25 protein-coding genes are annotated in these 24,979 nt (G+C 32.5%); 5 read left to right on the top strand and 20 right to left on the bottom strand.

Annotation, left to right across the window (positions count from 1 at the left end):
- Positions 1–43: 43 nt before the first annotated feature.
- From hisC to HYN86_RS14895, 5 genes are all read right to left on the bottom strand, one after another.
- A complete protein-coding gene (gene hisC, locus HYN86_RS14915) occupies positions 44–1,093 on the bottom strand; it encodes a histidinol-phosphate transaminase (RefSeq protein WP_113678756.1) in 1,050 nt (349 codons plus the stop codon).
- A gap of 104 nt (positions 1,094–1,197) precedes the next feature.
- Positions 1,198–2,481 carry a histidinol dehydrogenase gene (hisD, locus tag HYN86_RS14910; RefSeq protein ID WP_113678755.1) on the bottom strand — a complete coding sequence of 428 codons (1,284 nt, stop codon included), beginning with the start codon at positions 2,479–2,481 and terminating at the stop codon, positions 1,198–1,200.
- 105 nt (positions 2,482–2,586) lie between these two features.
- A complete protein-coding gene (gene hisG, locus HYN86_RS14905) occupies positions 2,587–3,444 on the bottom strand; it encodes an ATP phosphoribosyltransferase (protein ID WP_113678754.1) in 858 nt (285 codons plus the stop codon).
- A gap of 308 nt (positions 3,445–3,752) precedes the next feature.
- The gene (locus HYN86_RS14900; RefSeq protein WP_394336097.1) at positions 3,753–3,962 is read right to left on the bottom strand and encodes a sensor histidine kinase; all 210 of its coding nucleotides are present in this window, start codon (positions 3,960–3,962) and stop codon (positions 3,753–3,755) included.
- A 148-nt stretch (positions 3,963–4,110) separates the two neighbouring features.
- Positions 4,111–5,109, bottom strand: coding sequence for a zinc dependent phospholipase C family protein (locus HYN86_RS14895; protein ID WP_113678753.1), 999 nt, complete (start codon positions 5,107–5,109; stop codon positions 4,111–4,113).
- Positions 5,110–5,284: 175 nt separating this feature from the next.
- Between HYN86_RS14895 and HYN86_RS14890 the strand changes: the two genes are divergently transcribed.
- A complete protein-coding gene (locus tag HYN86_RS14890) occupies positions 5,285–6,235 on the top strand; it encodes a hypothetical protein (protein WP_113678752.1) in 951 nt (316 codons plus the stop codon).
- Between the two features lie 4 nt (positions 6,236–6,239).
- On the opposite strand, the gene HYN86_RS14885 is transcribed toward HYN86_RS14890, so the two are convergent.
- The 14 genes from HYN86_RS14885 to HYN86_RS14820 all read right to left on the bottom strand — a co-directional run bounded on the left by HYN86_RS14885 (position 6,240) and on the right by HYN86_RS14820 (position 19,936).
- Positions 6,240–7,214 (bottom strand): YeiH family protein, encoded by a 975-nt coding sequence (locus HYN86_RS14885; protein ID WP_113678751.1) that lies wholly within the window; start codon positions 7,212–7,214, stop codon positions 6,240–6,242.
- A gap of 74 nt (positions 7,215–7,288) precedes the next feature.
- Positions 7,289–8,185, bottom strand: coding sequence for a LysR family transcriptional regulator (locus tag HYN86_RS14880; RefSeq protein ID WP_113678750.1), 897 nt, complete (start codon positions 8,183–8,185; stop codon positions 7,289–7,291).
- Between the two features lie 24 nt (positions 8,186–8,209).
- Positions 8,210–8,494, bottom strand: a complete 285-nt coding sequence (locus HYN86_RS21005; RefSeq protein WP_205334606.1) for a hypothetical protein — start codon at positions 8,492–8,494, stop codon at positions 8,210–8,212.
- 70 nt (positions 8,495–8,564) lie between these two features.
- Positions 8,565–10,592, bottom strand: a complete 2,028-nt coding sequence (locus HYN86_RS14870) for a hypothetical protein (RefSeq protein ID WP_113678748.1) — start codon at positions 10,590–10,592, stop codon at positions 8,565–8,567.
- A 139-nt stretch (positions 10,593–10,731) separates the two neighbouring features.
- Positions 10,732–11,478: a 3-oxoacyl-[acyl-carrier-protein] reductase gene (gene fabG / locus HYN86_RS14865; RefSeq protein ID WP_113678747.1), complete on the bottom strand. Its 747-nt coding sequence runs from the start codon at positions 11,476–11,478 to the stop codon at positions 10,732–10,734.
- Between the two features lie 218 nt (positions 11,479–11,696).
- Complete coding sequence (locus HYN86_RS14860) at positions 11,697–12,125, bottom strand: hypothetical protein (RefSeq protein WP_113678746.1); 429 nt, start codon at positions 12,123–12,125, stop codon at positions 11,697–11,699.
- Positions 12,126–12,288: 163 nt separating this feature from the next.
- Positions 12,289–13,161: a succinate--CoA ligase subunit alpha gene (gene sucD, locus HYN86_RS14855; protein WP_113678745.1), complete on the bottom strand. Its 873-nt coding sequence runs from the start codon at positions 13,159–13,161 to the stop codon at positions 12,289–12,291.
- Between the two features lie 86 nt (positions 13,162–13,247).
- Positions 13,248–13,610: a nuclear transport factor 2 family protein gene (locus HYN86_RS14850; RefSeq protein ID WP_113678744.1), complete on the bottom strand. Its 363-nt coding sequence runs from the start codon at positions 13,608–13,610 to the stop codon at positions 13,248–13,250.
- Position 13,611: 1 nt separating this feature from the next.
- Positions 13,612–14,541: a UDP-3-O-(3-hydroxymyristoyl)glucosamine N-acyltransferase gene (locus HYN86_RS14845; protein WP_113678743.1), complete on the bottom strand. Its 930-nt coding sequence runs from the start codon at positions 14,539–14,541 to the stop codon at positions 13,612–13,614.
- Between the two features lie 121 nt (positions 14,542–14,662).
- Complete coding sequence (gene efp / locus HYN86_RS14840; RefSeq protein WP_113678742.1) at positions 14,663–15,229, bottom strand: elongation factor P; 567 nt, start codon at positions 15,227–15,229, stop codon at positions 14,663–14,665.
- Positions 15,230–15,382: 153 nt separating this feature from the next.
- On the bottom strand, positions 15,383–16,168 hold the full coding sequence (lpxA, locus tag HYN86_RS14835) for an acyl-ACP--UDP-N-acetylglucosamine O-acyltransferase (protein WP_095951251.1): 786 nt from the start codon (positions 16,166–16,168) through the stop codon (positions 15,383–15,385).
- Positions 16,169–16,242: 74 nt separating this feature from the next.
- Positions 16,243–17,631 carry a bifunctional UDP-3-O-[3-hydroxymyristoyl] N-acetylglucosamine deacetylase/3-hydroxyacyl-ACP dehydratase gene (locus HYN86_RS14830; protein ID WP_113679960.1) on the bottom strand — a complete coding sequence of 463 codons (1,389 nt, stop codon included), beginning with the start codon at positions 17,629–17,631 and terminating at the stop codon, positions 16,243–16,245.
- Positions 17,624–18,667 (bottom strand): UDP-3-O-(3-hydroxymyristoyl)glucosamine N-acyltransferase, encoded by a 1,044-nt coding sequence (lpxD, locus tag HYN86_RS14825; protein ID WP_113678741.1) that lies wholly within the window; start codon positions 18,665–18,667, stop codon positions 17,624–17,626. The genes HYN86_RS14830 and lpxD overlap by 8 nt, the downstream gene beginning before the upstream one ends.
- A 39-nt stretch (positions 18,668–18,706) precedes the next feature.
- Positions 18,707–19,936, bottom strand: a complete 1,230-nt coding sequence (locus HYN86_RS14820; RefSeq protein ID WP_113678740.1) for an HD domain-containing protein — start codon at positions 19,934–19,936, stop codon at positions 18,707–18,709.
- 224 nt (positions 19,937–20,160) lie between these two features.
- On the opposite strand from HYN86_RS14820, the gene porX reads away from it, so the two are divergent.
- The 4 genes from porX to HYN86_RS14800 all read left to right on the top strand — a co-directional run bounded on the left by porX (position 20,161) and on the right by HYN86_RS14800 (position 23,990).
- On the top strand, positions 20,161–21,714 hold the full coding sequence (porX, locus tag HYN86_RS14815) for a T9SS response regulator signal transducer PorX (RefSeq protein WP_113678739.1): 1,554 nt from the start codon (positions 20,161–20,163) through the stop codon (positions 21,712–21,714).
- A gap of 83 nt (positions 21,715–21,797) precedes the next feature.
- Positions 21,798–22,205 (top strand): tRNA (adenosine(37)-N6)-threonylcarbamoyltransferase complex ATPase subunit type 1 TsaE, encoded by a 408-nt coding sequence (gene tsaE / locus HYN86_RS14810; protein ID WP_113678738.1) that lies wholly within the window; start codon positions 21,798–21,800, stop codon positions 22,203–22,205.
- A gap of 174 nt (positions 22,206–22,379) precedes the next feature.
- Positions 22,380–23,579: an alanine dehydrogenase gene (locus HYN86_RS14805; RefSeq protein WP_057118036.1), complete on the top strand. Its 1,200-nt coding sequence runs from the start codon at positions 22,380–22,382 to the stop codon at positions 23,577–23,579.
- Between the two features lie 36 nt (positions 23,580–23,615).
- The gene (locus tag HYN86_RS14800) at positions 23,616–23,990 is read left to right on the top strand and encodes a DUF4258 domain-containing protein (RefSeq protein ID WP_113678737.1); all 375 of its coding nucleotides are present in this window, start codon (positions 23,616–23,618) and stop codon (positions 23,988–23,990) included.
- Between the two features lie 160 nt (positions 23,991–24,150).
- Here the strand turns inward: HYN86_RS14800 and HYN86_RS14795 are convergent, their stop codons facing one another.
- The gene (locus HYN86_RS14795; RefSeq protein ID WP_113678736.1) at positions 24,151–24,816 is read right to left on the bottom strand and encodes a uracil-DNA glycosylase; all 666 of its coding nucleotides are present in this window, start codon (positions 24,814–24,816) and stop codon (positions 24,151–24,153) included.
- Positions 24,817–24,979 lie beyond the last annotated feature (163 nt).

Below are 24,979 nucleotides of genomic sequence, written 5' to 3'. Positions count from 1 at the left end.
CTCCTTCGTCGAAATGACAAGATTGAGAAAAACTGTGCAAAAATTAACTCAACAACTTCAATTCTTTAATTAAAACTGCATTTTCCTCTTCTGTTCCAATAGTAAAACGAAGACAGTTTTCGCATAAAGGCTGAGTGGTTCTGTTACGAATTACAATTCCTTTTTCAATTAATTGATCGTATCTTTTGTTAGCATCATCTACTTTTACCAAAACAAAATTAGCTTCTGTAGGATAAATTTTTTCCACAAAATCTATTTCAAGTAAAGCTTTAAGTAATTCTTCTCTTTGCTTTATAATAGAAGCTATTTCTTGTTTTATCTTTTCATAATCCTTTAAACGCTCTATAGCTCTTTGCTGTGTCAATTCGTTCACATTATAAGGCGGTTTTATTTTATTTAAAACTGAAATAACAGATTCTGATGCATAACAAATTCCTAAACGAATTCCAGCTAAACCATAGGCTTTTGAAAGCGTCTGAGTAATTACCAAATTTGGATATTCATCAATTTCCACAAGCCAGCTTTCTTTTTCTGAAAAGTCAATATATGCTTCATCAATTACAACTAATCCTTTAAAGTTTTGAAGTAATTTTACAATACTTTCATCTGAAAAAGAATTTCCAGTGGGGTTATTGGGCGAACATAAAAAGATGATTTTAGTATTGTCATCAACCGCTTCTAAAATTTTTTCTACTTGAGGCTGAAAATCATTTGTAAGCAGAATTTCCCTGTTTTCTACTGCGTTTATATTCGCCAGAACGCTGTACATACCATATGTAGGCGGCAACGTAATAATATTATCTGTTTTTGGTTCACAGAAAGCTCTAAAAATCAAATCCAAAACTTCGTCACTTCCATTTCCTAACAAAATCTGACTCTGTTTTGTATTGTTATTTTTGGCTAAAATTGCTTTAACCGAATTCTGCTGTGGATCTGGATAACGATTTACTCCATTTTGAAACGGGTTTTCATTTGCATCCAAAAAAATCATATCGGCAGTATCAAAATCTTCAAACTCATCTCTCGCCGAAGAATATGGTTTTAAAGATTTTACGTTTTCACGTGTAATTGTATTTATATCGAAAGTACTCATTGTTTCACTTTTTAAGAGGCAAAGCCGAAAGAATCAAGAGCCAAGATACAAGACATCTTTTCCTATTTTCTTGCTTCTTGCTTCTTCCTGCTGTCTTCTATTTTTTATTCTAAACTCTTCAATCTTAGGGTAACAGCATTCTTATGCGCCTGCAAACCTTCCGCTCCGGCCATAAGCTCAATTGCTTTTCCAATATTTTGAATCCCTTTTTCAGAAATCTTTTGGAAGGTCATCGATTTCATAAAACTATCCAAATTTACACCGCTGTAATTTTTAGCATATCCATTTGTCGGCAAAGTATGATTGGTTCCTGAAGCATAATCTCCTGCGCTTTCCGGCGTATAATTTCCAATAAAAACAGAACCTGCATTTATGATTCCGTTGCAGTAAAAATCATCATATTGAGAGCAGATGATAAAGTGCTCCGGTCCGTATTCGTTGATTAATTCTAAAGCAATCTGATCATTTTCTACATAAATCAATTTCGAATTTTCGATCGCTTTTTCTGCAATTGCTTTTCTTGGAAGAACTTCTATTTGAGATTGGATTTCCTTTTCTACTTCATCAATTAATTTCTTTGAAGTTGAAACCAAAATTACCTGACTATCAGTTCCGTGTTCTGCCTGAGATAACAAATCTGATGCTACAAATGCAGGAACCGCAGTATCATCGGCTACGATTAATAATTCTGAAGGTCCAGCAGGCATGTCAATTGCAACACCGAATTGAGTTGCCAATTGTTTAGCTACGGTTACAAACTGATTTCCAGGCCCGAAAATTTTATAAACTTTTGGAATTGACTGTGTTCCAAATGTCATTCCGGCGATCGCCTGAATACCGCCGACTTTTAAAATTTTAGTGACGCCGCATAAATTTGCAGCATATAAAATTGCTGGATTAATTTTTCCTGCTTTATCTGGCGGAGAACACAATACAATTTCTTTACAGCCCGCAATTTCAGCAGGAACAGCCAGCATTAAAACCGTCGAAAATAAAGGAGCTGTTCCGCCTGGAATGTATAAACCAATTTTCTGAATTGGTCTCTTTTCCTGCCAGCAGTTTACGCCTTCGATAGTCTCAAGTTCAATTCTATTTGTTTTTTGTGCCTTGTGAAATTTATAAATATTGTCTTTTGCTAATTTAGTAGCTTCTTTTAATTCGCTGGGAATCAAATTAATTGCTTCCGTAATTTCTTCCGCATCAACTTCATAATTATCTAAAGAAATTCCGTCGAAAATTGAAGTATATTTCGCAACTGCTTCATCTCCTTTTTTCTGCACTTCTTTAAAGATTTCTTTCACAGTAACTTCAATATCATCTATAGTCTGCGTTGGTCTTTTTAATATTTCAGACCAGCTTTCTGGCTTTGGATTGTTTATTTTATTCATTTTTTTATGCTTTAAGCTTTAGGCCATAGGCTTTAGGCTTTATTAACTTTGTGTTTTTTCTTGGCGTATAGCTTAAAGCTTATTGCCTAAAGCGCGCAAAGCGCATTAAAGAACCATCTTTTCAATTGGGCAAACTAGAATTCCTTCCGCTCCCACTTCCTTTAATTGGTCAATTACATCCCAAAAAGTATCTTTATCTATTACGGAGTGGACACTGCTCCAGCCTTCCTGCGCCAATGGCAAAACGGTTAAACTTCTAAGAACTGGAAGGATCTTTCCAACAGCTTCAATTTTGTCGTTTGGAACGTTCATTAAAATATATTTAGAATTTCTAGCTCTTAAAACCGCTTGAATTCTGAATTTTAAAGTATCAATGTGTTTTTGAATTTCTGGAGAAACTTTTGGAGAAACAGCTAAAACTGCTTCACTTTTCAAAATAACTTCAACTTCTTTTAAGTTATTTTTGAATAAAGTACTGCCGCTTGAAACAATATCTACAATAGCATCGGCAAGACCAATGTTTGGTGCAATTTCAACAGAACCGGAAATTTGGTGAATATCTACGCTTAAACCAAAAGAGTTGAAATATTCGTTTACCGTATTAGGATAAGAAGTAGCAATTCTTAAACCTGCTAAATCTTGAATAGAATTGTATTCTAAGGTTTTAGGAACTGCAACAGAAACTTTGCATTTTGAAAATCCTAATTTTTGAACGACCTCAATTCCTTTTCCTTTTTCGACCAGAAGATTGTCGCCAACGATCGCTAGATCTACTACTCCATCAATTAGATATTGTGGAATATCAGAATTCCTTAGATATAAAACTTCAAGAGGAAAATTTGAAGCTTCGGCCTTTAACTGGTCTATTCCGTTGTTGATAGAAATACCGCAGTCTTTTAAAATCTGAATGCTGTCTTCGTTTAAACGACCCGATTTTTGAATTGCAATTTTTAAAGTACTCATTTTTTAGTTGTTTGTTGATTTATAGTTTGAGTACAAAGAGTTAGAAATAAAAAACCCGTTTGATGTACTCAAACGGGTTTTAAAATATGATGATTTACATGCATACCATTAACACATCGCTTGAGAGCAATAATGTAAATGATGATGATGTAATTGAATTGAAATCATGATTTGTTTTGTGTTTTACTTCTTTGATTCGTTTGCAAATATAATAGATAAATTAATTAAAAAGCAATTTTTATTTTAACGTAACGACAGTTTATTGTTAAAAAATGTTTTAGACAGCTTTATAAATAATAAATTTAAAATTACTTTAACGAATCTTCATATGCATCAAAACTCAATAAAACCGTGGTTCCTTTGCCGATTTCGCTTTCTATTTTAAATTTAATTTGAAGCTGATTGGTCATTCTTTTTACAATAAATAAACCTAAACCAGTTCCTTTAATTTCAGCATGATTTAAAGAATCTGATCTAAAAAACGGATTTAAAATGGAATCTAAATCTTCTTTGGCAATTCCAATTCCTTTCAGATTATCTTTTTGAACTTTAACACGAAGACCGCTAAATTATACACAAAAATTTACTGATAAAAAAAGCCTCAAGTTATAAAACTTGAGGCTTTTTGTTTCGTTTCAAACTGAACTTTAAACTTGAAACAAAAATTTAGTCATTTTGATTTCTCATTCCGAATAAATCTCCTTTTTGGTAAAGTTCCCAATCTTCTTTTAAAGCTTTACTATTTCTCTTTGTCACTTCTTGTGAATCTAGATCACTAAGGTCTGGTTTTCCAGCATTTACCCAGGCAGTATACCAAAAACTTGCAGTTGCAGTAATTGCTTTTTTCATCTGGCTTTCAACCATTCCGTTTAATTCCTCGTGTAGTTTTTTAGCATATTCATCAGAGAAAACAGCTGTATTGTATTTGCTTTTCAAAACTTTTCCGTCAGCATCCATTTTAAAAACTTGGTTTTCTGGAGTAGCTGTTCTTAATTTTTTATCGATATCCAATAAAGGCTGTGCTAAACTGTGTGTATCATTTATCATATCCCAAATTGCTTTGTGAACATCATCATAATGATGAGCATAAGGAACATTTAATTTGTAATTCTTCGCAAATAACTCTGGAAGTCTGCTCTCCCAAAGAGAATGAATACCTTTTTGATCGCTTAACTGCCCGTCGTGATTTGCAGAAGTATGCAATGGCATGTGCGCATCTCCAATGTAATGCCCTAAATCTGCCGCCAAAAACAAAATCTCTGCTCTATTTTTATCTTTAAAAGCTTTAGTCAATTTTGCCATCATATCTTCAATATACCAAGGTAAAATTCCGTTATCACTTAAAAATTTAGCATCATATTTTTTCTTTGCTTCTTCTAAAGTTTGCGGATAACTATCAGCTGGACCAAAGTTTTCCATATCGAAATAATGTCTTGGACCTTCATCTTTATAACTTAATGCATATTTACGAATGTCTGGAACAGAAGCTTCTTGTGTAATAAAATCAATGTGATTGTAAAAGAAAACCTGAAGTGGATGCGGTAGTGCCATTACAGCAGCTTTGTTGATTCTTTCGTGACCTACAATTCCCCAGGATAAAGTAAAAAAACCAATAATTAAAGCACAGAAAGCAATTAATCTTGGTTTAGATTTAAAGTTTTTCATTTTTGTTTTTGTATTTAGAGGTGCAAATTTACCTTATTTATGGATAATTCAAAGTATAACTATCTAAGATTATCTAAATTTAATTTTTTGAAATTTTTACACCATATAACTAACATAAGTTCATGTAAAAAAGATTTTGTTTCGTAAATTTGTTAACGGACTAAACCTTAAAAACATGCGTTTTACTTTACTATATCTAATCTTCTTTTTATCGACCATTTGCCTGGCGCAGGAGAACGAAATAAAACCAAAAAATGTAAGCGACACTATTTTAAATTCTACCAGAACAATCCGATTTTCTGACCCTTTCAATGGCGAAAGAATTATGCAAAAATTGTTTCTTGGGAAATTATACCATCTTTCAGATAAAAATACATTTGTAAGCTGGATTTGTAAAACCTGCAAACCTGCTCCTTTTGAGGATGTAAATGGCGTTGAAGGTGATCAATTATTTCCTTACGAAAAAGGTGTAGCAACCAGGCTTCTTGCCAATATTGATTATGAAGATTCAAAGGGAAATAAGTTTAAAATAATGGCTTTTAATCATTCTGTTCATGATGAAGACGGCTTGCAGACAGGAAGATTTTCTGGCGGATTACTAGGTTTAGCCAAATTTGCTAAAAATGGTAAGGTTTGGGAAATGAAATCTTTTCAGCCGGCAGTTGCAGCTTTCGGTGCTTTTGCCCAATGTCCTACTCCAAAATTGGTTCAGATTGGAGAAGACCAGTTTGCTCTTACTTTGTCTCATATAAATGGCGGTGCAGGCGGTCCTTATGAAGGTTTCCTTTATCTTGTGGCTGGTTTTGATGGCAAATATCAGCCTATTATGGAAGTGCCCAATTACCACCTAACCAATGTTGCGAGTATAAAATGGTCTGGATCTTATAAAGTTGTAGAGGATTCGGCTAAAAAACACTTCAGAGATTTTATTATTACAACTAACGGATCTTATAATAAAGAAGCAAAAGCAGAAGATGAATTTGAAGCGGCCCTGCCTGAAGAAATAGCAGAAATGGCGAAAACTAAAAATCAATTTGATTTTGAGATCGAAAGACATTTTTCATTTAAGGGGAAATTTTATAAGATGATTGGTAAATCGACTGTGAAATTCTCTAATGTAAAATAAAGATCTAAACTAGGTAAAGAATTGATAATAAAGCTAGAACAGCAATAAAAATCCAAAGAAGAACTCCTTGGAACAATGGCCTTACTCCTACTGTTTTTAATGTGGTAAAATTTAAAGTTGCTCCAATTAAAAACAAAGTAATTGTCAGACCAACTTTAGCAATTCCAACAATTTGTGATGCAAAAATATTTATAGCTGGAAGATAAGTATTCAGAAGCATCGCGACAACAAAGAGTCCAATAAAATACGGGATTTTGATTTTTGTACCGAAGCTTCTGGATTGCTTTTTAAAAATAAAAGCGGTCAAAATAGATATCGGAATAATCCATAATGCTCTCGCTAATTTCACCGTCGTGGCAACCTGTAAAGCTTCTGCTCCATATTTATTTGCAGCGCCAACAACCGAACTGGTATCATGAATAGCAATCGCACACCAAAGTCCGAAATCTTTTTGGGATAAATCCAACTGATGTCCAATAAACGGAAAAACAAACAATGCAATAGAGTTTAGAATAAAAATAACTCCCAAAGCAATTGAAGTCTGATTTTCGTCTGATTTTAGTACTGGCGCGATAGCAGCAATTGCACTCCCGCCGCAAATTGCTGTTCCGCAAGAAATTAAATGCGATGTTTTCTTCTCTGTCTTAAGCCACTTACCAATTAAAAAACCAAAAACCAAAGTGCTAAAAATTGAGAATACAGTAAGAAGAAATCCTTCTTTTCCAGCAGATACCGCACTATAAGCATTCATTCCGAAGCCTAAGCCAACGACCGAAAACTGCAATAAAAAAGCAATAGCTTTTTGATTAAATTCCACAAATGGATTTCCAAAAATATTAACGGTTAAAACTCCTAATAAAAGTGCTATTGGCGGAGAAATTATGGAAAATAAACACAACAATATCACTGCAGCAAAAAGTAATTGCTGTAACAAATGATTAATTCTAAATAATTGTGAAGTTGTATGCTGTGTTTTCAAAATAATGTGATTGATATTTATATGGCAAAGTTCCGTTCTTTAAACCATAAATACCAATCGTAATTTGCAATCGACTATAACTTCAAGTTATAATGAGAAGCCAGATTTTGAATGAATAGTTCTGATAACGAATCTGATTTCCCTATCAAAGTAATGATGTAAAAAAATCTTTCTATTGATAAATTCTCCACATCTAGAACAATTAATTCTTTATTTTTCAATTCTTTACTAACAGCATGAATAGACATAAAAGCAAAACAATCAGAATTTAAAAGATAAGATTTTATACTTTCTGTACTTCCTAACTGCATTTCTATTTGTAAATCAGAAAATTTCAAACCTGCTTTTTTTAAGGCAAATTCTATAACTTCAAGTGTTCCAGATCCGCGTTCACGCGTTATGAATTTCATTGATTTTAAATCGCTTACAGAAATCTCGTTTTGTTTTACCAGCGGATTTTTACTATTACAAACCAAAACCAATTCGTCTTTTAAAAACGGAATGTATTTTATGGATTGATTTTTAGACTGTCCTTCAACAATTCCAACTTCAATTTCTTTGTTGATTAAGGCGTTTTCGATTTGTTCCGTATTTCCGTTTAACAAATTGACTTTTATATCTTTTTGCTTTTGATGAAAATGAGCTAAAACTGGAGAAATGATATATTGTGAAATTGTTGTACTGGCGCCTAATCTTAACAAACCTTGACGTTCTTTATTGAAAGAACTCATCTCAAAGTCTATTTCTCGGTATATATCAAAAATACTTTTAGTATATTTTAGTAGAATTTTACCAGCTGCTGTTAAGGCTATTTTAGAACCGTTTCGTTCGAAAAGTTTGGTTTTGTAAGTTTCTTCAAGTTCTTGAATATGTTTAGAAACTGCTGGCTGTGTAATATACAATTCTGTTGCCGCTTTAGTAAAATTAAGGCGGAGCGCAACGGTGTAGAAAACTTTTAGCCTGAAGTCCATTTCAAAAAAATTAAAGATAAATAATTATTGCCAATCTATTGGAAATGTTCCAGATTCGTTTAATAATAAAACTAAATTATATTTATCTAATTTTTTATCTTTTCTATAAATATAAACTTTTTTTGAAAATGCTTTTTTAACTAAACTATCATCTTTTTTAATATCGATTTTGTAAGAATTAAAATTAGCAAATTTGAATTTCTTTTTCACACCATTTGCAATAATGTAACCTTTTGCATTTTCATTAATTTTAGTGATCACAAATTGATAGTCATTTCTATTTTCTTTTCTAGCATTTATATAAATCAAAGAAAAAATAGTACAAAAAAACAGACTAAAGAAAATTAAAACTTTTTTAAAGGACACGATCAATTTAATTTTAAAGCAATCCATTATACTTCCTTACAAACCATTCAGTAGTCAATAAAACGGCGATCAAAATCAACAGCCAAACCCAGTCAATAATGGGAGTCTTAGTAGAAATCTTTTTTTCAATTGATTTATACTCGTTATTTTCCAAAAGTGTATTAATCAAATTATCAGCTTGATTTTCAAAAAAGGCTTTTCCGCCGGTTTGCTGTGCTAATTGCTGTAATTTCAAAACATCTGGATTTACAAATTGTTTTTCAATATCAAAGTCTAAAATTTCAAAATGACTTGCGTATGAAGTATTTGAATTTAATTCTTTTACCGTAAAATTATATTTTCCTGCTGGAAGTCCTTCTAAATTAGCTGAAAAAGAATTACTTCCTTTTAGTAAATCATAATTTTTGGTTTGTTTTGTCGCGGCATTTAGAACACTAATGGTAAGCCTGGCTTTTTCATCAAACTCATAATTTTTATTGAAATATTGCGCATTTATAATAATCTCTTCTCCAGAATTGTAAAAACTTTCATGCGTTACAACCAAAGATTTCTTGGAAGTTGTTGAGGCTAAATATTGAATTATTTTATCAATAAAAACATCATATTTTTCAAAAGACTGATTGTCAATATGACTTTGCAAACGCCATTTCCAGCTGTTTTCTCCTAAAAGAAAAGCGGTTCTTTTTCCTTGATTTTCGGCAAAAGCCAATAATGGAGCATCTGTAGAAACGTTTCTAATTTTTGATGAAAGCAAAACAGACACGTTTCCGTTTGTGCTAATATTTCCGAATAAATTCTGTAAAGGCGGGAAATTTTCAAAACCAATATTATCGATTGCAAATAAGTTAAAGTCTGATTTGAATTCGCAGAGAAAATCTTCTCTTTGGTTACTCATTTTAAAAATTAGATTGTTCTGCTGCTGGTTTAAGAAATTAAAATCTGTATTGTTTCCTGTTATAATAAAGGTATTTGTCGACGCTAACTTTTTATTATCAAAAATTGATTTAAAAGCTGTAGTTGGCTGGTACAAAACCAACACAGAAATATCTTGTAAATCATTAATTTGATTTGGCTTAACCAATATTACTTTACGCTGTGCATTAACCTCAATCGAGCGTTTTAAAGCTGCAATATCTGGATGATTTATGCCAGAAACAATCGCAATAGTCGACTTTTGATCTATTATTTCGACTGCAAAATTTTTAATATTGTTATAGCTGTTTTTTTCTTTAACAGAAGATTGAATGCTGGCTTTATAAATCTGTAATCCCACTTTATCTGCTGGTAAAAGCAAATTTAAGGAAGCTGTTTTTTTTGAGGGAGAAAATGAAAGTTTCTCTTTTGCTATAATAGTATTTCCTTGTGAAATAGCAAATTCTGCATTTACAGCTTTCGTGCCTGCATATTGCAGAAAAACTTCAACAGGAAATTTATTTTTATGAAAAGCGTATTTGTTTACGTTAAGCTGATTGATTTTTAAATCAAAAAATGTAGTTGTATCTCCCACAACCAAAGGATAAACTTTATTGACAGGATCAAATCTATAAACGTAGTCGTTTCCTGTAGTTTGATTTCCGTCGGTAATTATAACTGTTGGAAAAATCAGATTTTTATTGATGCTTTTTAAGTTCTTTGCCGCTTCGTCTAAATTGGTTTGATTTCCTTTAAAATCAAATTTATCTGAAGTTTTAAAATCGTTATCAAATTGATAGGATTGAATTTCGAACTTTTCTTTTAAAGCAGGATTTGAAATAAGTTTTTGATAAAGTTCAACCGCTTTTTTATCTGATTTTAAAGCTGCAATAGAACTAGAATTATCTACAACAATTGCCAAAGGTGTTTTTGTTATTTCCAGCGAACTCTTAGAAATTATCGGATTTATAAGCAAAACCAATAATCCGAAAATAGCCAAAAAACGTAAAAAAGCCAAAAGTATAACCACATTGGATTTACTTTTGGCTTTATAAAAATATTGAAAGTACGATAAACCACCAGCGATTACTAAAGAAAGCAATAATAAAAGAATCGTGTTTGTCGTCATAATTATTTAGTATTCAGTATCAGTTTACGGTTGTCAGATTTAAAAAAGTCAATTGTTTGACTAAAGTGTTCACCTATCTAGAATCAGAATAACTGAATACTAAAACCTTTGAACCTTTGCAACTTGTCACCTCAGTACCTTAGGTTAACATTCCTCCGCAAACATTAAGAACTTGGCCTGTGATATAACCGCTCATGTCTGAAGCTAAGAAAAGACAAGCGTTTGCTACATCTTCTGTAGTTCCTCCACGTTTCAACGGAATACCTTCTCTCCATCCTTTAACCACATCTTCAGATAATTTTGCAGTCATTTCAGTTTCAATAAAACCAGGAGCGATTGCGTTGCAGCGAATGTTACGAGAACCTAATTCTAGAGCTACAGATTTAGTAAAACCAATTGCTCCCGCTTTAGAAGCTGCATAGTTTGTTTGTCCAGCGTTTCCAGAAACTCCAACTACAGAACTGATATTGATAATTGAACCTGCTCTTTGTTTCAAGAAAGTTTTTTGAATCGCTTTTGTCATATTAAAAACCGATTTCAAGTTTACATCAATTACTTGGTCAAAATCTGCTTCAGACATACGCATTAGCAAATTGTCTTTTGTGATTCCGGCATTGTTGATTAAGATATCTACAGTTCCAAAATCTGCTAAAACAGCATCAACAAAAGTTTGAGCTTCGTTAAAATCTGCTGCATTAGATTGGTAACCTTTTGCTTTTACTCCTAAACCATTTAGTTCAGCTTCTAAAGCTTCTGCAGAAGCTGCAGATGAACTGTATGTAAAAGCAACGTTTGCTCCATGTTTAGCAAAAACTTCAGCAATTCCTTTTCCGATTCCACGGCTTGCACCAGTAATTATTGCAACTTTTCCTTCTAGTAATTTCATATTAAGGTATTCGTTTTTATTTTTTGAAATACAAATATAGAGTATTTGGGCGTTTAATAAAATTTGTAATACAAAAATTGGCTTAGAATTTTCTTTAATCTTAAAGCTTAACGATTGGTTTTTCAATATGATCTTAATTCCTATAGATTTTAATTTATCTCAAAAAAAAAGCCTTACTAAATTAAAGTAAGGCTTTGATTATTTTATTGTGAATAGATTTAGAATGCTACATTCCATCTAGGCAGTTTACCACTTTGATCTAGAAAGTTCTGCAAAACCTCTCCTTCAACAGCTGTTGGAATTGCTTTTACATCTGCATTAAATGTTTCATACCAAACTACTTCTAGAGATTCTATATTCTCCAATTTCATTTGCGCCGGCCAAGAATATTTTCTTCCTGTTTTTGCAAATTGGTGTCCGTTTACGATTTTATCATAAAGTCCGCCATTTTTGCTTTTTAAAGTTCCGTCATTTTGTACAGTTCCAGTAGAACCAACCATAATTAGTTCTTTTTCATCTGCTGCAACGCCATAAACGATAAAAATTCCTGCACTTCCTTCTGGAGCATTGCAAACTTCTTCTAAACTATCATTTACAGTAAAAGTAAAACTATTACTTACTTTAAATTTTTCTAATCCTTTACTCATCTTTTTAATTTTAAGCTTCTAAGAAACTAAGTCTCTAAGTTGCTGCGTTTTAAATTATATTCCAATCATTTTAAAAATGTAAAAAAGTCTCAACAAAATATTGAGACTTTTTTGGAATTTATTATTTTATCACGTCCCAAAATTTCGGGATCGGGACTGGATATTATCCAAGTACTTCTTTTACTTTTTTACCAATTTCAGCTGGTGAATCAACAACGTGAATTCCGTTGTCTCTCATAATTTGTTTTTTAGCAGCAGCAGTGTCATCAGAACCACCAACAATAGCACCTGCGTGACCCATTGTTCTACCAGCAGGAGCAGTTTCTCCAGCGATAAAACCAATAACTGGTTTACGGTTACCATCAGCTTTTACCCATCTAGCAGCATCAGCTTCTAATTGACCTCCAATTTCACCAATCATAATGATTGCTTCAGTTTCAGGATCGTTCATTAATAATTCTACAGCTTCTTTAGTTGTAGTTCCAATAATTGGATCTCCACCAATACCAATAGCTGTAGTGATTCCTAAACCTTGTTTTACAACTTGGTCAGCAGCTTCGTAAGTTAAAGTTCCAGATTTAGATACAATACCAACTGTACCTTTTTTGAAAACGAAACCTGGCATAATACCAACTTTAGCTTCACCTGGAGTAATTACACCTGGACAGTTTGGACCAATTAATCTAGAATTTCTTTCTTTAACATAATTATTTGCTTTAATCATATCTGCTACAGGAATTCCTTCTGTAATAGCAATAATTACTTTAATTCCAGCATCAGCAGCTTCCATAATTGCATCAGCAGCAAAAGCTGGCGGAACAAAAATGATAGAAGTATCAGCACCAGCTTGATCAACAGCATCTTTTACTGTATTAAAAACCGGACGCTCTAAATGGCTGGTACCACCTTTTCCTGGAGTTACACCTCCAACAACATTAGTACCATACTCAATCATTTGAGAAGCGTGGAAAGTTCCTTCGCTTCCTGTAAATCCCTGAACAATTATTTTGGAATCTTTATTAACTAAAACACTCATGATATATATTTTATGTAGTTTTTAAATTTGTGTTGCAAAAATAAGGTTTTGTAATGTATTTTGCCTCTTTTATTGTCAAAAAAATATTAAGAAAATTGACTCATTTGATAACCTCTATACAGTTTATCATCTTTGATCTGCCAGATTGTTGAAAAATGCGCTAATAACATTTCTTCTCTAGGATTCTCAATTGTTTTTACAAAATGAGAATAACGCACTGATACTAAGTCATCTTCGCTAATTATATGACTAATCCTAACTTTAGATCTTACATACGCGCGACTTAGCTCATTGGCCATTTCGAGTATCTCATCATAATCCATTTGAATAAAACCTTTACTGCTGTTCCATTCCAATACAACCTCGGGATGCAGATATGATTTTAAGATTTCGCTATCAATTAAGGCATCTGACTTATAAAATTTCTGAACAAATTCTTTAATAGACATATTACTTCAATTTACTTAAAATTTCAGGAATCTTCTTAATATTGGCTAATTGTTTCAATTTTTCTCTCGATTCTTCAATTGGAGTACCAAAATATGATTTTCCGCCTTCAACTGATTTTGTAACACCTGTCTGTCCCATAACAACAGCTTTTGTACCAATTGTAATACCGCTTGTTGTTCCAACCTGCCCCCAAAGTGTTACTTCGTCTTCAATAATAACACAACCGGCAATACCAGTTTGTGAAGCGATCAGACATTTTTTTCCGATAACCGTATCATGCCCAACATGTACTTGATTATCCAGCTTTGTTCCAGCACCAATTGTTGTGTCACCTGTAACTCCTTTGTCGATTGTACAAAGCGCACCAATACCAACATTATCTTCAATAACTACTCTTCCGCCAGAAACTAATTGATCAAAGCCTTCTGGACGTTTTTTGTAATAAAAAGCATCAGCACCTAAAATAGTTCCTGCATGAATAATCACGTTATCACCAATAATAGTGTGATCGTAGATAGAAACATTAGAATGAATTAGGCAGTTTTTACCAATTTTAACATGGTTACCAACAAAACTATTAGGCTGAATTATAGTCCCCTCTCCTATTACTGCTGAAGCTGCTATCGCAACATTTGCAAATTGGAAAGGTTTAAAGTGTTTGGTTAAAATATTGAAATCTCTAAATGGATCATCAGAAATCAAAAGTGCTTTGCCTTCTGGGCATTCTACTTCTTTGTTTATCAAAACAATAGTAGCCGCCGACTGCAGCGCTTTGTCGTAATATTTTGGATGGTCAACAAAAACTATATCACCAGGTTCCACAACATGTATTTCGTTCATGCCTAAAACTTGAAAGTCTTTGTCACCAATAAATTTGCAGTTAAGCAAATTTGCAATTTCTTGTAAAGAATGACTCTTTGGAAATTTCATATATTATAATTAGAAAATTTGTCAATTAGAAAATGAGTCAATTAGAATATGAATATACAAAAAATATGTCGATTCATAAATTTTCTAATTGACTCATTGTCAAATTATCTTAATTAAAAAACTACTCTTTTACACGCTCCATGTAAGAACCTGAAGCTGTATCGATTTTAATTTTATCTCCTTCATTGATAAACAAAGGAACGTTGATGCTTGCACCTGTTTCTACTGTAGCAGATTTTGTTGCATTTGTTGCTGTGTTACCTTTTACACCTGGTTCAGCATAAGTAACTTCTAGAATTACAGATGTTGGCATATCAACAGACAAAGGTAAATCAGTTTCAGTATTAATCTGAACCATTACATTTGTTCCTTCTTTCAACAATGCTGGAGCATCTAAAATATTCTTGTTCAATGAAATCTGTTCAAAAGTTTCAGCATTCATGAAATGGAATTCATCTCCTTCAGCATATAAAAACTGAAAAGTATGTGTCTCAACACGAACATCTTCTATTTTATGTCCAGCAGAAAATGTATTATCTAATACTTTTCCTGTTGTTAAACTTTTAAGTTTTGTTCTTACGAAAGCTGGACCTTTCCCAGGTTTTACGTGAAGAAATTCAATAATTTTATAGATATCGTGATTAAATTTAATACACAATCCGTTTCTAATATCTGATGTAGACGCCATTTGTTTTATTTTAGATTTTAGAATGTAGATTTTAGATTCTCATCGAGAATAAATTCTCCATTCATTTATTTGTAATAATTCTGTTTTCAATTTTAATGTACGGTTTAGAAATCTAAAATCAGAAATCTATTCCTATAGCCATCGGAACTAAAATTAATAGTTTCCTGAATAACCTTTCATAATTCCTCGAGAAGAATTTCTAATAAAATCAAGAATTTCATCTCTTTCGGGAGTAGCTTCCATTTCTGCTTCAATAATACTTAAAGCTTGAGTTGTATTATAATTCTTTTGGTATAAAATTCTATAGATTTCCTGAATTTCTCTAATTTTTTCAGTACTGAAACCTCTTCTTCTTAAACCAACTGAGTTAATTCCAACATACGACAAAGGCTCTTTTGCAGCTTTTGTAAACGGCGGAACATCTTTTCTAACCAATGATCCTCCAGAAATCATAGCGTGATCTCCAATATGAATAAACTGATGAATTGCCGCTAGACCTCCAATAACAGCATGATTACCAACCACTACGTGACCTGCCAAAGCAACACCGTTCACAATAATTGCATTGTTTCCAATTTCGCAGTCGTGGGCAATATGCGCGTAAGCCATTACTAAACAATTGTTTCCAATTACTGTTTGGCCAGATGCAATTGTTCCTCTATTTATAGTTACGCATTCTCTAATTGTACAATTATCTCCAATAATGGCAAGAGAATCTTCTCCTCCAAATTTTAAATCTTGTGGCACAGCAGAAATTACAGCCCCTGGAAAAATATTGCAATTTTTACCAATTCGAGCTCCTTCCATAATGGTCACATTTGAACCAATCCAAGTACCATCACCAATAACAACATTATTGTGAATTGTTGTAAATGGCTCTATTACAACGTTTTTAGCGATTTTCGCGCCAGGATGAACATATGCTAATGGTTGATTCATCTGTATGTTTTATATTTTTAATTAAAATATTCTAATTTCAGGCAACAAACCTAAACAATAAATTTGATAATTTATTATTGTTTTCTTGCTATTTGTGCCATTAATTCTGCCTCAGTAACTAATTTACCATTTGCATAGGCGTTTGCCTGCATATGACAAATCCCTCTTCTGATAGGAGAAATTAACTCACATTTAAAAATTAAAGTATCTCCCGGCAACACTTTGTGTTTAAATTTAACATTATCAATTTTCATGAAATACGTTAAATAATTCTCAGGATCTGGAACTGTACTCAATACCAAAATACCCCCTGTCTGCGCCATTGCTTCAACAATTAAAACCCCTGGCATTACTGGTGCTTCTGGAAAATGCCCTACGAAGAAATTTTCGTTCATAGTAACATTTTTCAATCCAACCACGTGACGGTCAGACATTTCGATAATTCTATCAATTAACAAAAATGGAGGTCTGTGAGGAAGCATTGCCATAATTTTATGAATATCCATCAATGGTTCTTGATGCAAATCATAAGTAGGAACATGATTTCTCTGTTCTATTTTAATAATCTTAGCCAGCTTTTTAGCAAATTGAGTATTTACAAAGTGACCCGGTTTATTAGCAATAATTTTTCCTTGAATTCGAACACCAATAAGAGACAAATCTCCTATAACATCAAGCAATTTATGTCTTGCTGCTTCATTTGGGTAATGCAGTGTAAGATTATCTAGAACTCCATTTGGTTTTACAGATATTTCATCCTTACCAAATGCTTTCTTTAAATTTTCCATTGTAGACTCAGAAATCTCTTTATCTACATAAACAATTGCGTTATTTAAATCGCCGCCTTTTATAAGTCCGTTTTCTAACAATGATTCTAATTCATGTAAAAAACTAAAAGTTCTTGAGCTTGCAATTTCTTGTTTAAAATCTGAAAGACTTTTAAGTGTAGCATTTTGAGTACCTAAAACTTTTGTACCAAAATCTACCATTGTAGTTACTTGATATTCATCGCTCGGCATAACAAGAATTTCGCTTCCTGTTGCTTCATCTGTAAATGAGATCACCTCTTTTACAACATAAACATTACGGCTTGCATCTTGTTCTTCAATTCCTGCTTTCTCTATTGCTTCAACAAAATATTTTGATGAACCATCCATAATTGGAAGTTCAGAGGCATTCAATTCAATAATAATATTATCCAAATCGCATCCAACAACTGCCGCTAAAACGTGCTCAGGTGTTTGAATTTTTACTCCAAGTTTCTCTAGATTTGTACCTCTTTGAGTGTTAACAACATAATTTGCATCAGCCTCAATAACTGGCTGACCTTGCAAATCTACTCTTACAAAAGTGAAACCATTATTAACGGGAGCAGGTTTAAAAGTCATTGTAACTTCTTTTCCAGTATGTAATCCAACTCCTGTTAGCGAAATTTCATTCTTGATGGTCTTCTGTTTAACCATTATTTCCATTTTTTGGGTTTATTATTTGTTTCTTTAATTCTTCAACTTCGGACACAATTTTAGGCAGATTCTTAAAGTGAACATATGATTTATTAAAATCTGTGTATCCAAGAGATGGTGTTCCTTGCAGAATTTCATCATCTTTAATGTTTCTTGCAACTCCAGACTGAGCCTGAAGTCTTACATTATTACCTATAATTAAGTGGCCCGCAATACCTACCTGCCCTCCAATCATACAGTTTTCTCCAATTTTAGTAGAGCCCGCAACGCCGCTTTGAGCAGCAATTACAGTGTTCTTACCGATTTCCACATTATGGGCGATCTGGATCTGATTGTCTAATTTAACTCCTTTTCTAATTATTGTAGAACCAAGAGTTGCTCTGTCTATCGTAGTATTGGCGCCAATATCCACATTATCTTCAATAATAACGTTTCCGATCTGAGGTACTTTACTATAGATACCTTCCTCATTTGGAACAAAACCAAAACCATCTGCACCTATAATAGTTCCAGAATGAATGGTACAATTATTACCAATTACAGTTTCTGAATAAATTTTTGCTCCAGCGAAAATGAATACATTGTCACCAATAACAACGTTATCACCAATAAAACTGTTGGGATAAATTTTTACATTATTCCCTAAAACCACATTTTGCCCTACATAACTGAAGCTTCCTAAATATAAATTTTCACCATATTTAGTTCCTTCAGACATAAATGACTGAGGTTCTATACCTGTTTTATTTAATTTTACTTGATTATAGAAATGCAAAAGCTTAGAAAATGCCGCATAAGCATCTTCTACCTTTATTAGTGTAGTCGTAATTTCCTGCTCCGGAACAAAAGTGTCATTAACAATTGTAACAGTCGCTTTTGTTGTATATATATAATTGATATACTTTGGATTAGCCAAAAAAGTAAGCGATCCTTCTTCGCCTTCTTCGATTTTAGAAAGTTTAGAAACTTCTGCATTGGGATTCCCAACAACTTCTCCTTCTAAAATTCCTGCTATTTGTTCTGCTGTAAATTTCATCGCGACAAAAATATAAAAAATAGATTTTAAATGTTAATTTTAGATAAGTTGTTTTGGGAAACAGATATAATATTTTGTTACCAATTTAGATAACGATTTCAAATTCAGCTGATCAGAAGCTTCAACAACATCTTCAATTGTTTTATCTTTTTTCAAAATTCTAATAGGTTCGGCTTCTTTACTGTAGGCTTGGTTTTTAATTTTTCCTCTAAAAATAAAATAACCAGCCTCTAATTGGCTAATATGATGCAAATTGGCAAATTGTTCTTTCAATGATTGGGATTCTTCCATTGAAATTTTTTCTGCACTTAACTTTATTTTTAATAAATCTCTATTAATGATCATCTTGCTTAATGTACTTAAAACAAAATCATCTTGTCTCTGCCAAGCTTTCAAAGCACTAATAATATCAAAATCATCAAGCTGCGAAAACAAATCTAACTTTTCAGCATCAAAATCATCCAAAGTAACTTTGTTGTGCATGAAATATGAAAGCGGTTCACTGCAAGGTAGGTTAATTCCTTTCAATGTCAACTCTTTAGCCCTCTTTAATGTTTTCATTAAAATTAATTCGGCTACCAAACTGGTTTTATGCAGATAAGCCTGCCAATACATTAACCTTCTGGAAAGCAAGAACTTCTCTACAGAATAAATTCCTTTTTCTTCAATAACCAAAACATCATTTTCAACATTCATCATCTGAATCAATCGTTCAGAATTGACATTTCCTTCTGCAACGCCAGTATAAAAACTGTCACGTTTTAGATAATCCATTCGATCCATATCCAACTGACTTGAAATCAATTGCAGCATGAATTTCCTATGATATTCTCCTTTAAATACCTGAATTGCCAAACTCAATCTCCCGCCAAACTCCTCATTTAGCTGATTCATAAATAATAATGAAATAGCTTCATGATGCACATCTTCAACAATACTTCTTTCCATTGCGTGAGAAAATGGCCCATGTCCGATATCATGCAGTAAAATAGCAATTAATAATGCATTTTCTTCTTCTGCAGATATCACAACATCTTTAAAACGAAGCGTATCAATTGCTTTCTGCATTAAATGCATGCATCCTAAAGCATGATGAAAACGAGTGTGATTTGCGCCTGGATAAACTAAATACGACAATCCCATTTGAGAGATACGGCGAAGGCGCTGAAAATAGGGATGTTGGATTAAATCATAAATCAGCTCGTTCGGAATCGTAATAAAGCCATAAATAGGATCGTTGAATATTTTTAATTTGTTGATCTGAGTCACAATCGGGTTATTTTTTTGGTCAACAAATATAAGTAAATAAGAATAAAGAGTTTGGAGTTTTTTATTTAAAAATAAATATTAAAATTAGAATGATGGTCAGATAACTATATTTAAAATTGTAAAAAATCAACATAAAATCATTTTTTATCTTTGATAATTTTATACTATTTTTAATACTTTTTAAGTTCTATAACTTTAAATTGCAGTAAAAATAAAATTTGTTTATGGATAAGATAAAAATACTTTGGGTCGATGATGAAATCGATCTTTTAAAGCCCCATATATTATTTCTAGAGAAAAAAAATTACGAAGTTACGACTTGTAATAACGGACTTGATGCTATCGCATTGTTTGAAGAAGACAATTTTGATATTGTTTTTTTGGATGAAAATATGCCTGGAATGAGCGGTTTAGAAACCCTTTCTGAAATGAAAGAGAAAAAATCAGCTATACCTATGATTATGATTACAAAAAGCGAGGAAGAATACATTATGGAAGAAGCCATAGGTTCTAAAATCGCCGATTACTTGATAAAACCTGTAAATCCGAATCAGATTTTATTGAGTTTGAAAAAAAATCTGGACCATTCTCGATTGATTTCTGAAAAGACAACTTTAGATTACCAAAAGGAATTCAGAAAAATTGCAATGGAATTGGCAATGGTGAATTCGTATGAAGACTGGGTGGAATTGTATAAAAAATTACTTTTCTGGGAATTAGAGCTTGAAAACATCAACGATCAGGCGATGATCGAAATTTTAGAATCTCAAAAAGTTGAAGCCAATTCACAATTTGGAAAATATATTGAACGAAATTATGAAGATTGGTTTGCACCAAAAGCAGATAAACCGATACAATCTCATACTTTATTTAAAGAATTAGTTGTTCCAGAGTTAAAAAAGAAAGACAAACCTGTTTTATTTGTTGTAATCGACAACCTTCGTTACGACCAATGGAAATCTTTTGAAACTGTAATAGCCAATTATTACAAATTAGAAAAAGAAGTTCCTTATTATTCTATTCTTCCAACAGCCACTCAATATGCTAGAAATGCTATTTTCTCTGGCTTAATGCCTGTGGATATGGAAAAACAATTTCCTGAATATTGGAAAAACGACGTTGAAGATGGCGGAAAAAATCTTTACGAAGCTGAGTTTCTATCGGCTCAATTGAAAAGATTAGGCTTAAATATTAAGGAAGATTATTTCAAAATTACAAATTATGCCGGCGGTAAAAAGCTTGCAGAAAACTTCAAAGCTTTAAAAGGTAATGACTTAGTTACTGTTGTTTACAATTTTGTAGATATGCTTTCGCATGCTAAAACAGAAATGGAAGTTGTAAAAGAATTAGCTTCTGATGATAAGGCATATCGCTCATTAACACTAAGTTGGTTTAAAAATTCTCCTTTATTAGAAATCATTCAGCAGGCACAGCTTTTAGGATTCAAATTAATTTTAACCACAGATCACGGAACAATTAATGTAAAAAATCCGTCTAAAGTTGTGGGAGATAAAAATACAAGTCTAAATTTGCGTTACAAAACCGGTCGTAGTTTAACCTATGAACAAAAAGATGTTTATGTAGTTAAAGAACCAAAAACAATTGGTTTACCAGCTATAAACATGAGCAGTTCGTTTATTTTTGCCAAAAATGATTTCTTTTTGGCTTATGTAAACAACTACAATCATTATGTGAGTTATTACAAAAATACATATCAGCACGGCGGAATTTCCTTAGAAGAAATGATTATTCCGTTTTTGGTATTTAACCCGAAATAAAAAAGTTTTCAGTCGCAGTCTCAGTTTTCAGTTTCTAACTGAGACTTTGAACTGAGACTGAGACCAAATAAATAGACATAACAATGAATATCGTTTTTTCATTAGATCAAATTCAAGAAGCCGCAGAGCAGATTTTAGCATCAAACCCTAAAAAAATCATTCTTTTTAATGGAGAAATGGGGGTTGGAAAAACCACTTTAATAAAGCAATTATGCAAAAGTTTAGGTGTTGAAGATGCTACGAGCAGTCCAACCTTTTCTTTAGTTAACGAATATAATACTGCTAATAATGAGATCGTTTATCATTTTGATTTTTACAGATTAAATAAAGAAACCGAAGCGCTAGATATGGGGGTAGATGATTATTTGTACTCTGGAAATTGGTGTTTTATTGAATGGTCTGAAAAAATTGAAAATCTTCTTCCAGAAGAAACTTCAACTATTACAATTGAATTACTTTCAGACGGAAAAAGAGAACTGAAATTAGTTTAAAACTTTTTAAGCCTTTGCAAAAAAAAATAATACAGAAATTCTTAAACTACTAAATAGAATGAAAAAATTAGAAGAAAAATTTCTTAACATTCGGACCTTATAGTATTAGCAGAATTTTTGCACTAATTTTAAATCTTTTTACGTAATTTGTACTCTTAATTTTTTGCACCACCCATGTCAATCACGTTAACTCCATTTACAAAACAACAATTAATACCGCAAGAAGAAAAACTTGAGGTTGGTCGTTTTAAAAGAGAACTTTTTATAGGAATTCCTAAGGAAACAAGCTATCAGGAACGTCGTATATGCCTTACTCCCGATGCCGTCAATTCCTTAACTTACGCGGGCCACCGTGTTATGATTGAATCTGGAGCCGGGGAAAGTTCGAGTTATACAGACAAAGAATATGCCGATGCGGGCGCAGAAATAACAAAAGATACCAAAAGAGTTTTTGGCTGTCCGTTTTTACTAAAAGTAGAACCGCCGACTTTGGCCGAAATACAAATGATAAATCCAGAAACGGTAATCATTTCGGCTATTCAACTCAAAACCAAAAAGAAAGAATACTTTGAAGCCTTAGCTCAAAAGAAAATCACCGCCTTAGCTTTTGAATATATTAAAGATGAGGACGGCTCGTATCCAGCAGTAAAATCTTTAAGTGAAATTGCAGGAACAGCTTCAATTCTTATTGCAGCAGAATTAATGATTACCGATGAATTTGGAAAAGGTCTTCTATTTGGAAATATTACCGGCGTCCCTCCTACCGAAGTTGTTATTCTTGGAGCTGGGACCGTGGGCGAATTTGCAGCCAAAACCGCAATTGGATTAGGGGCAAACGTAAAAGTTTTTGACAATTCAATTACAAAACTACGCCGTTTACAAAACAATTTAAATCAAAGAATTTTCACTTCTACTATACAACAAAAAGGTTTATTAAAAGCATTAAGACGCTGTGATGTCGCTATTGGCGCGATGCGCGGAAAAGAACGCTGTCCAATTGTGGTTACAGAAACTATGGTAGAACACATGAAAAAAGGCGCTGTAATTGTTGATGTAAGCATTGACACTGGAGGCTGCTTCGAAACATCAGAAGTTACTACCCACGAAAAACCAACCTTTATAAAGAGTAATGTTTTACACTATTGTGTACCAAACATCCCTTCTAGATATTCCAAAACCGCCTCATTATCAATTAGTAACATTCTAACACCTTACCTACATCAGATAGCCGAAGATGGTGGAATAGAAAGTGCTATTAGATGCAATAAAGGTCTTAAAAATGGTATTTATCTTTATCACGGAATCCTAACAAACAAAGCTATTGGCGACTGGTTTGATTTGCCAGATAACGATATCAATTTACTTGTATTTTAAGGTAACTTTAATGTACCTTTGCAAAAATTTTATTTCATGAAGTTCGTACACCGTTTTGCATATTATCTAATAGGCCTAATTATGGGATGTTTTTTTGTAGCTCTTGTTTTTAGTGGAAAAGATACTCGCTGCAACTACTTTCCAAATGCCCGAGTTCTTAATAATCTTCGAACAAAACCTTTTCAATATTCAGATAAAGCAATTCAGACTTTAAATGAAAAATGGGTTGACACTGCAGACATTAAAAATACATTGACTTACGGAGATGTTGATTTCGACAAAAGTAATGTTCCGTTCAATAAAGGTAAACTTTATATCATTGAAGGAAAAACAGTTAAAAACCAAGAAATTATTCTAAAAGTTACAAACTACGAAAACAAAGCTGTTTTAGAAGAAATCATCAAAAAATAATATTAAGAACTGATTTGTCATTTCGACTGAAAGGAGAAATCACACAAGAAACTCTACAAAGATTAAAGATATTCTATGCGGAATTAATTAGTGTGATTTCTACTTTCAGTCGAAATGACAATATTTTAAATTAGTGATAATTAGTGGAATCAGTGTTTAACTACCACTCGATTTCTTTCAATCCTTTCGATTTCAAAAAATCATTTGTCTGGCTAAAATGTTTATTTCCAAACCAAAATCCTCTGTTTGCACTTAAAGGCGAAGGATGTCCGGATTTTAAAATATGATGTTTGGAAGCGTCAATCAATGCAGCTTTCTTCTGAGCATAACCGCCCCAAAGCAAGAATACTACATTTTCTCTTTCTGCAGAAATTTGTTTGATTACAGCATCTGTAAATTTTTCCCATCCTTTTCCTTGATGACTTCCTGCTTCAGATTGTCTCACTGTTAATGTGGCATTTAAAAGAAAAACACCTTGATCTGCCCAGCGCTCCAAATTTCCAGTATTAGGTAAAGGTATATTGAAATCAGTTTGAATTTCTTTGAATATATTTTGAAGTGATGGTGGAAACGGAATCCCATCATTTACAGAAAAACATAAACCATTTGCTTGGTTTGGACCGTGATAAGGATCCTGTCCAATTATAACAACTTTCACTTCATCAAAATGACAATGGTCAAAAGCTGAAAAAATCTGACTGCCTTTTGGATAACAAACTTTAGTAGTATATTCTGATTTTACGAATTCAATTAATTCTTTGAAATATGGTTTTTCGAATTCTTCATTCAAAACTGGTTTCCAAGAAGAATGCATTTTTACGTCCATAACTTTTTTTATGCGAATTTCAGAAATAATTACTTAAAATCATATTTACTAAAAAGAAAAATGTAAAAAATTGAAAACCAACAGCCAAGAAAAGCTCATAATTCATAATTCATAATTCACAATTCATTATTGTTTTCGTACTTTTGCTTTTACTTTCATAAAG

Origin of the sequence: Flavobacterium fluviale (assembly GCF_003312915.1) — a bacterium.
Taxonomy (GTDB): Bacteria; Bacteroidota; Bacteroidia; order Flavobacteriales; family Flavobacteriaceae; genus Flavobacterium; species Flavobacterium fluviale.
The sequence above is the reverse complement of the archived record's forward strand: the minus strand, read 5'-3'. Positions and strand labels throughout refer to the sequence as shown.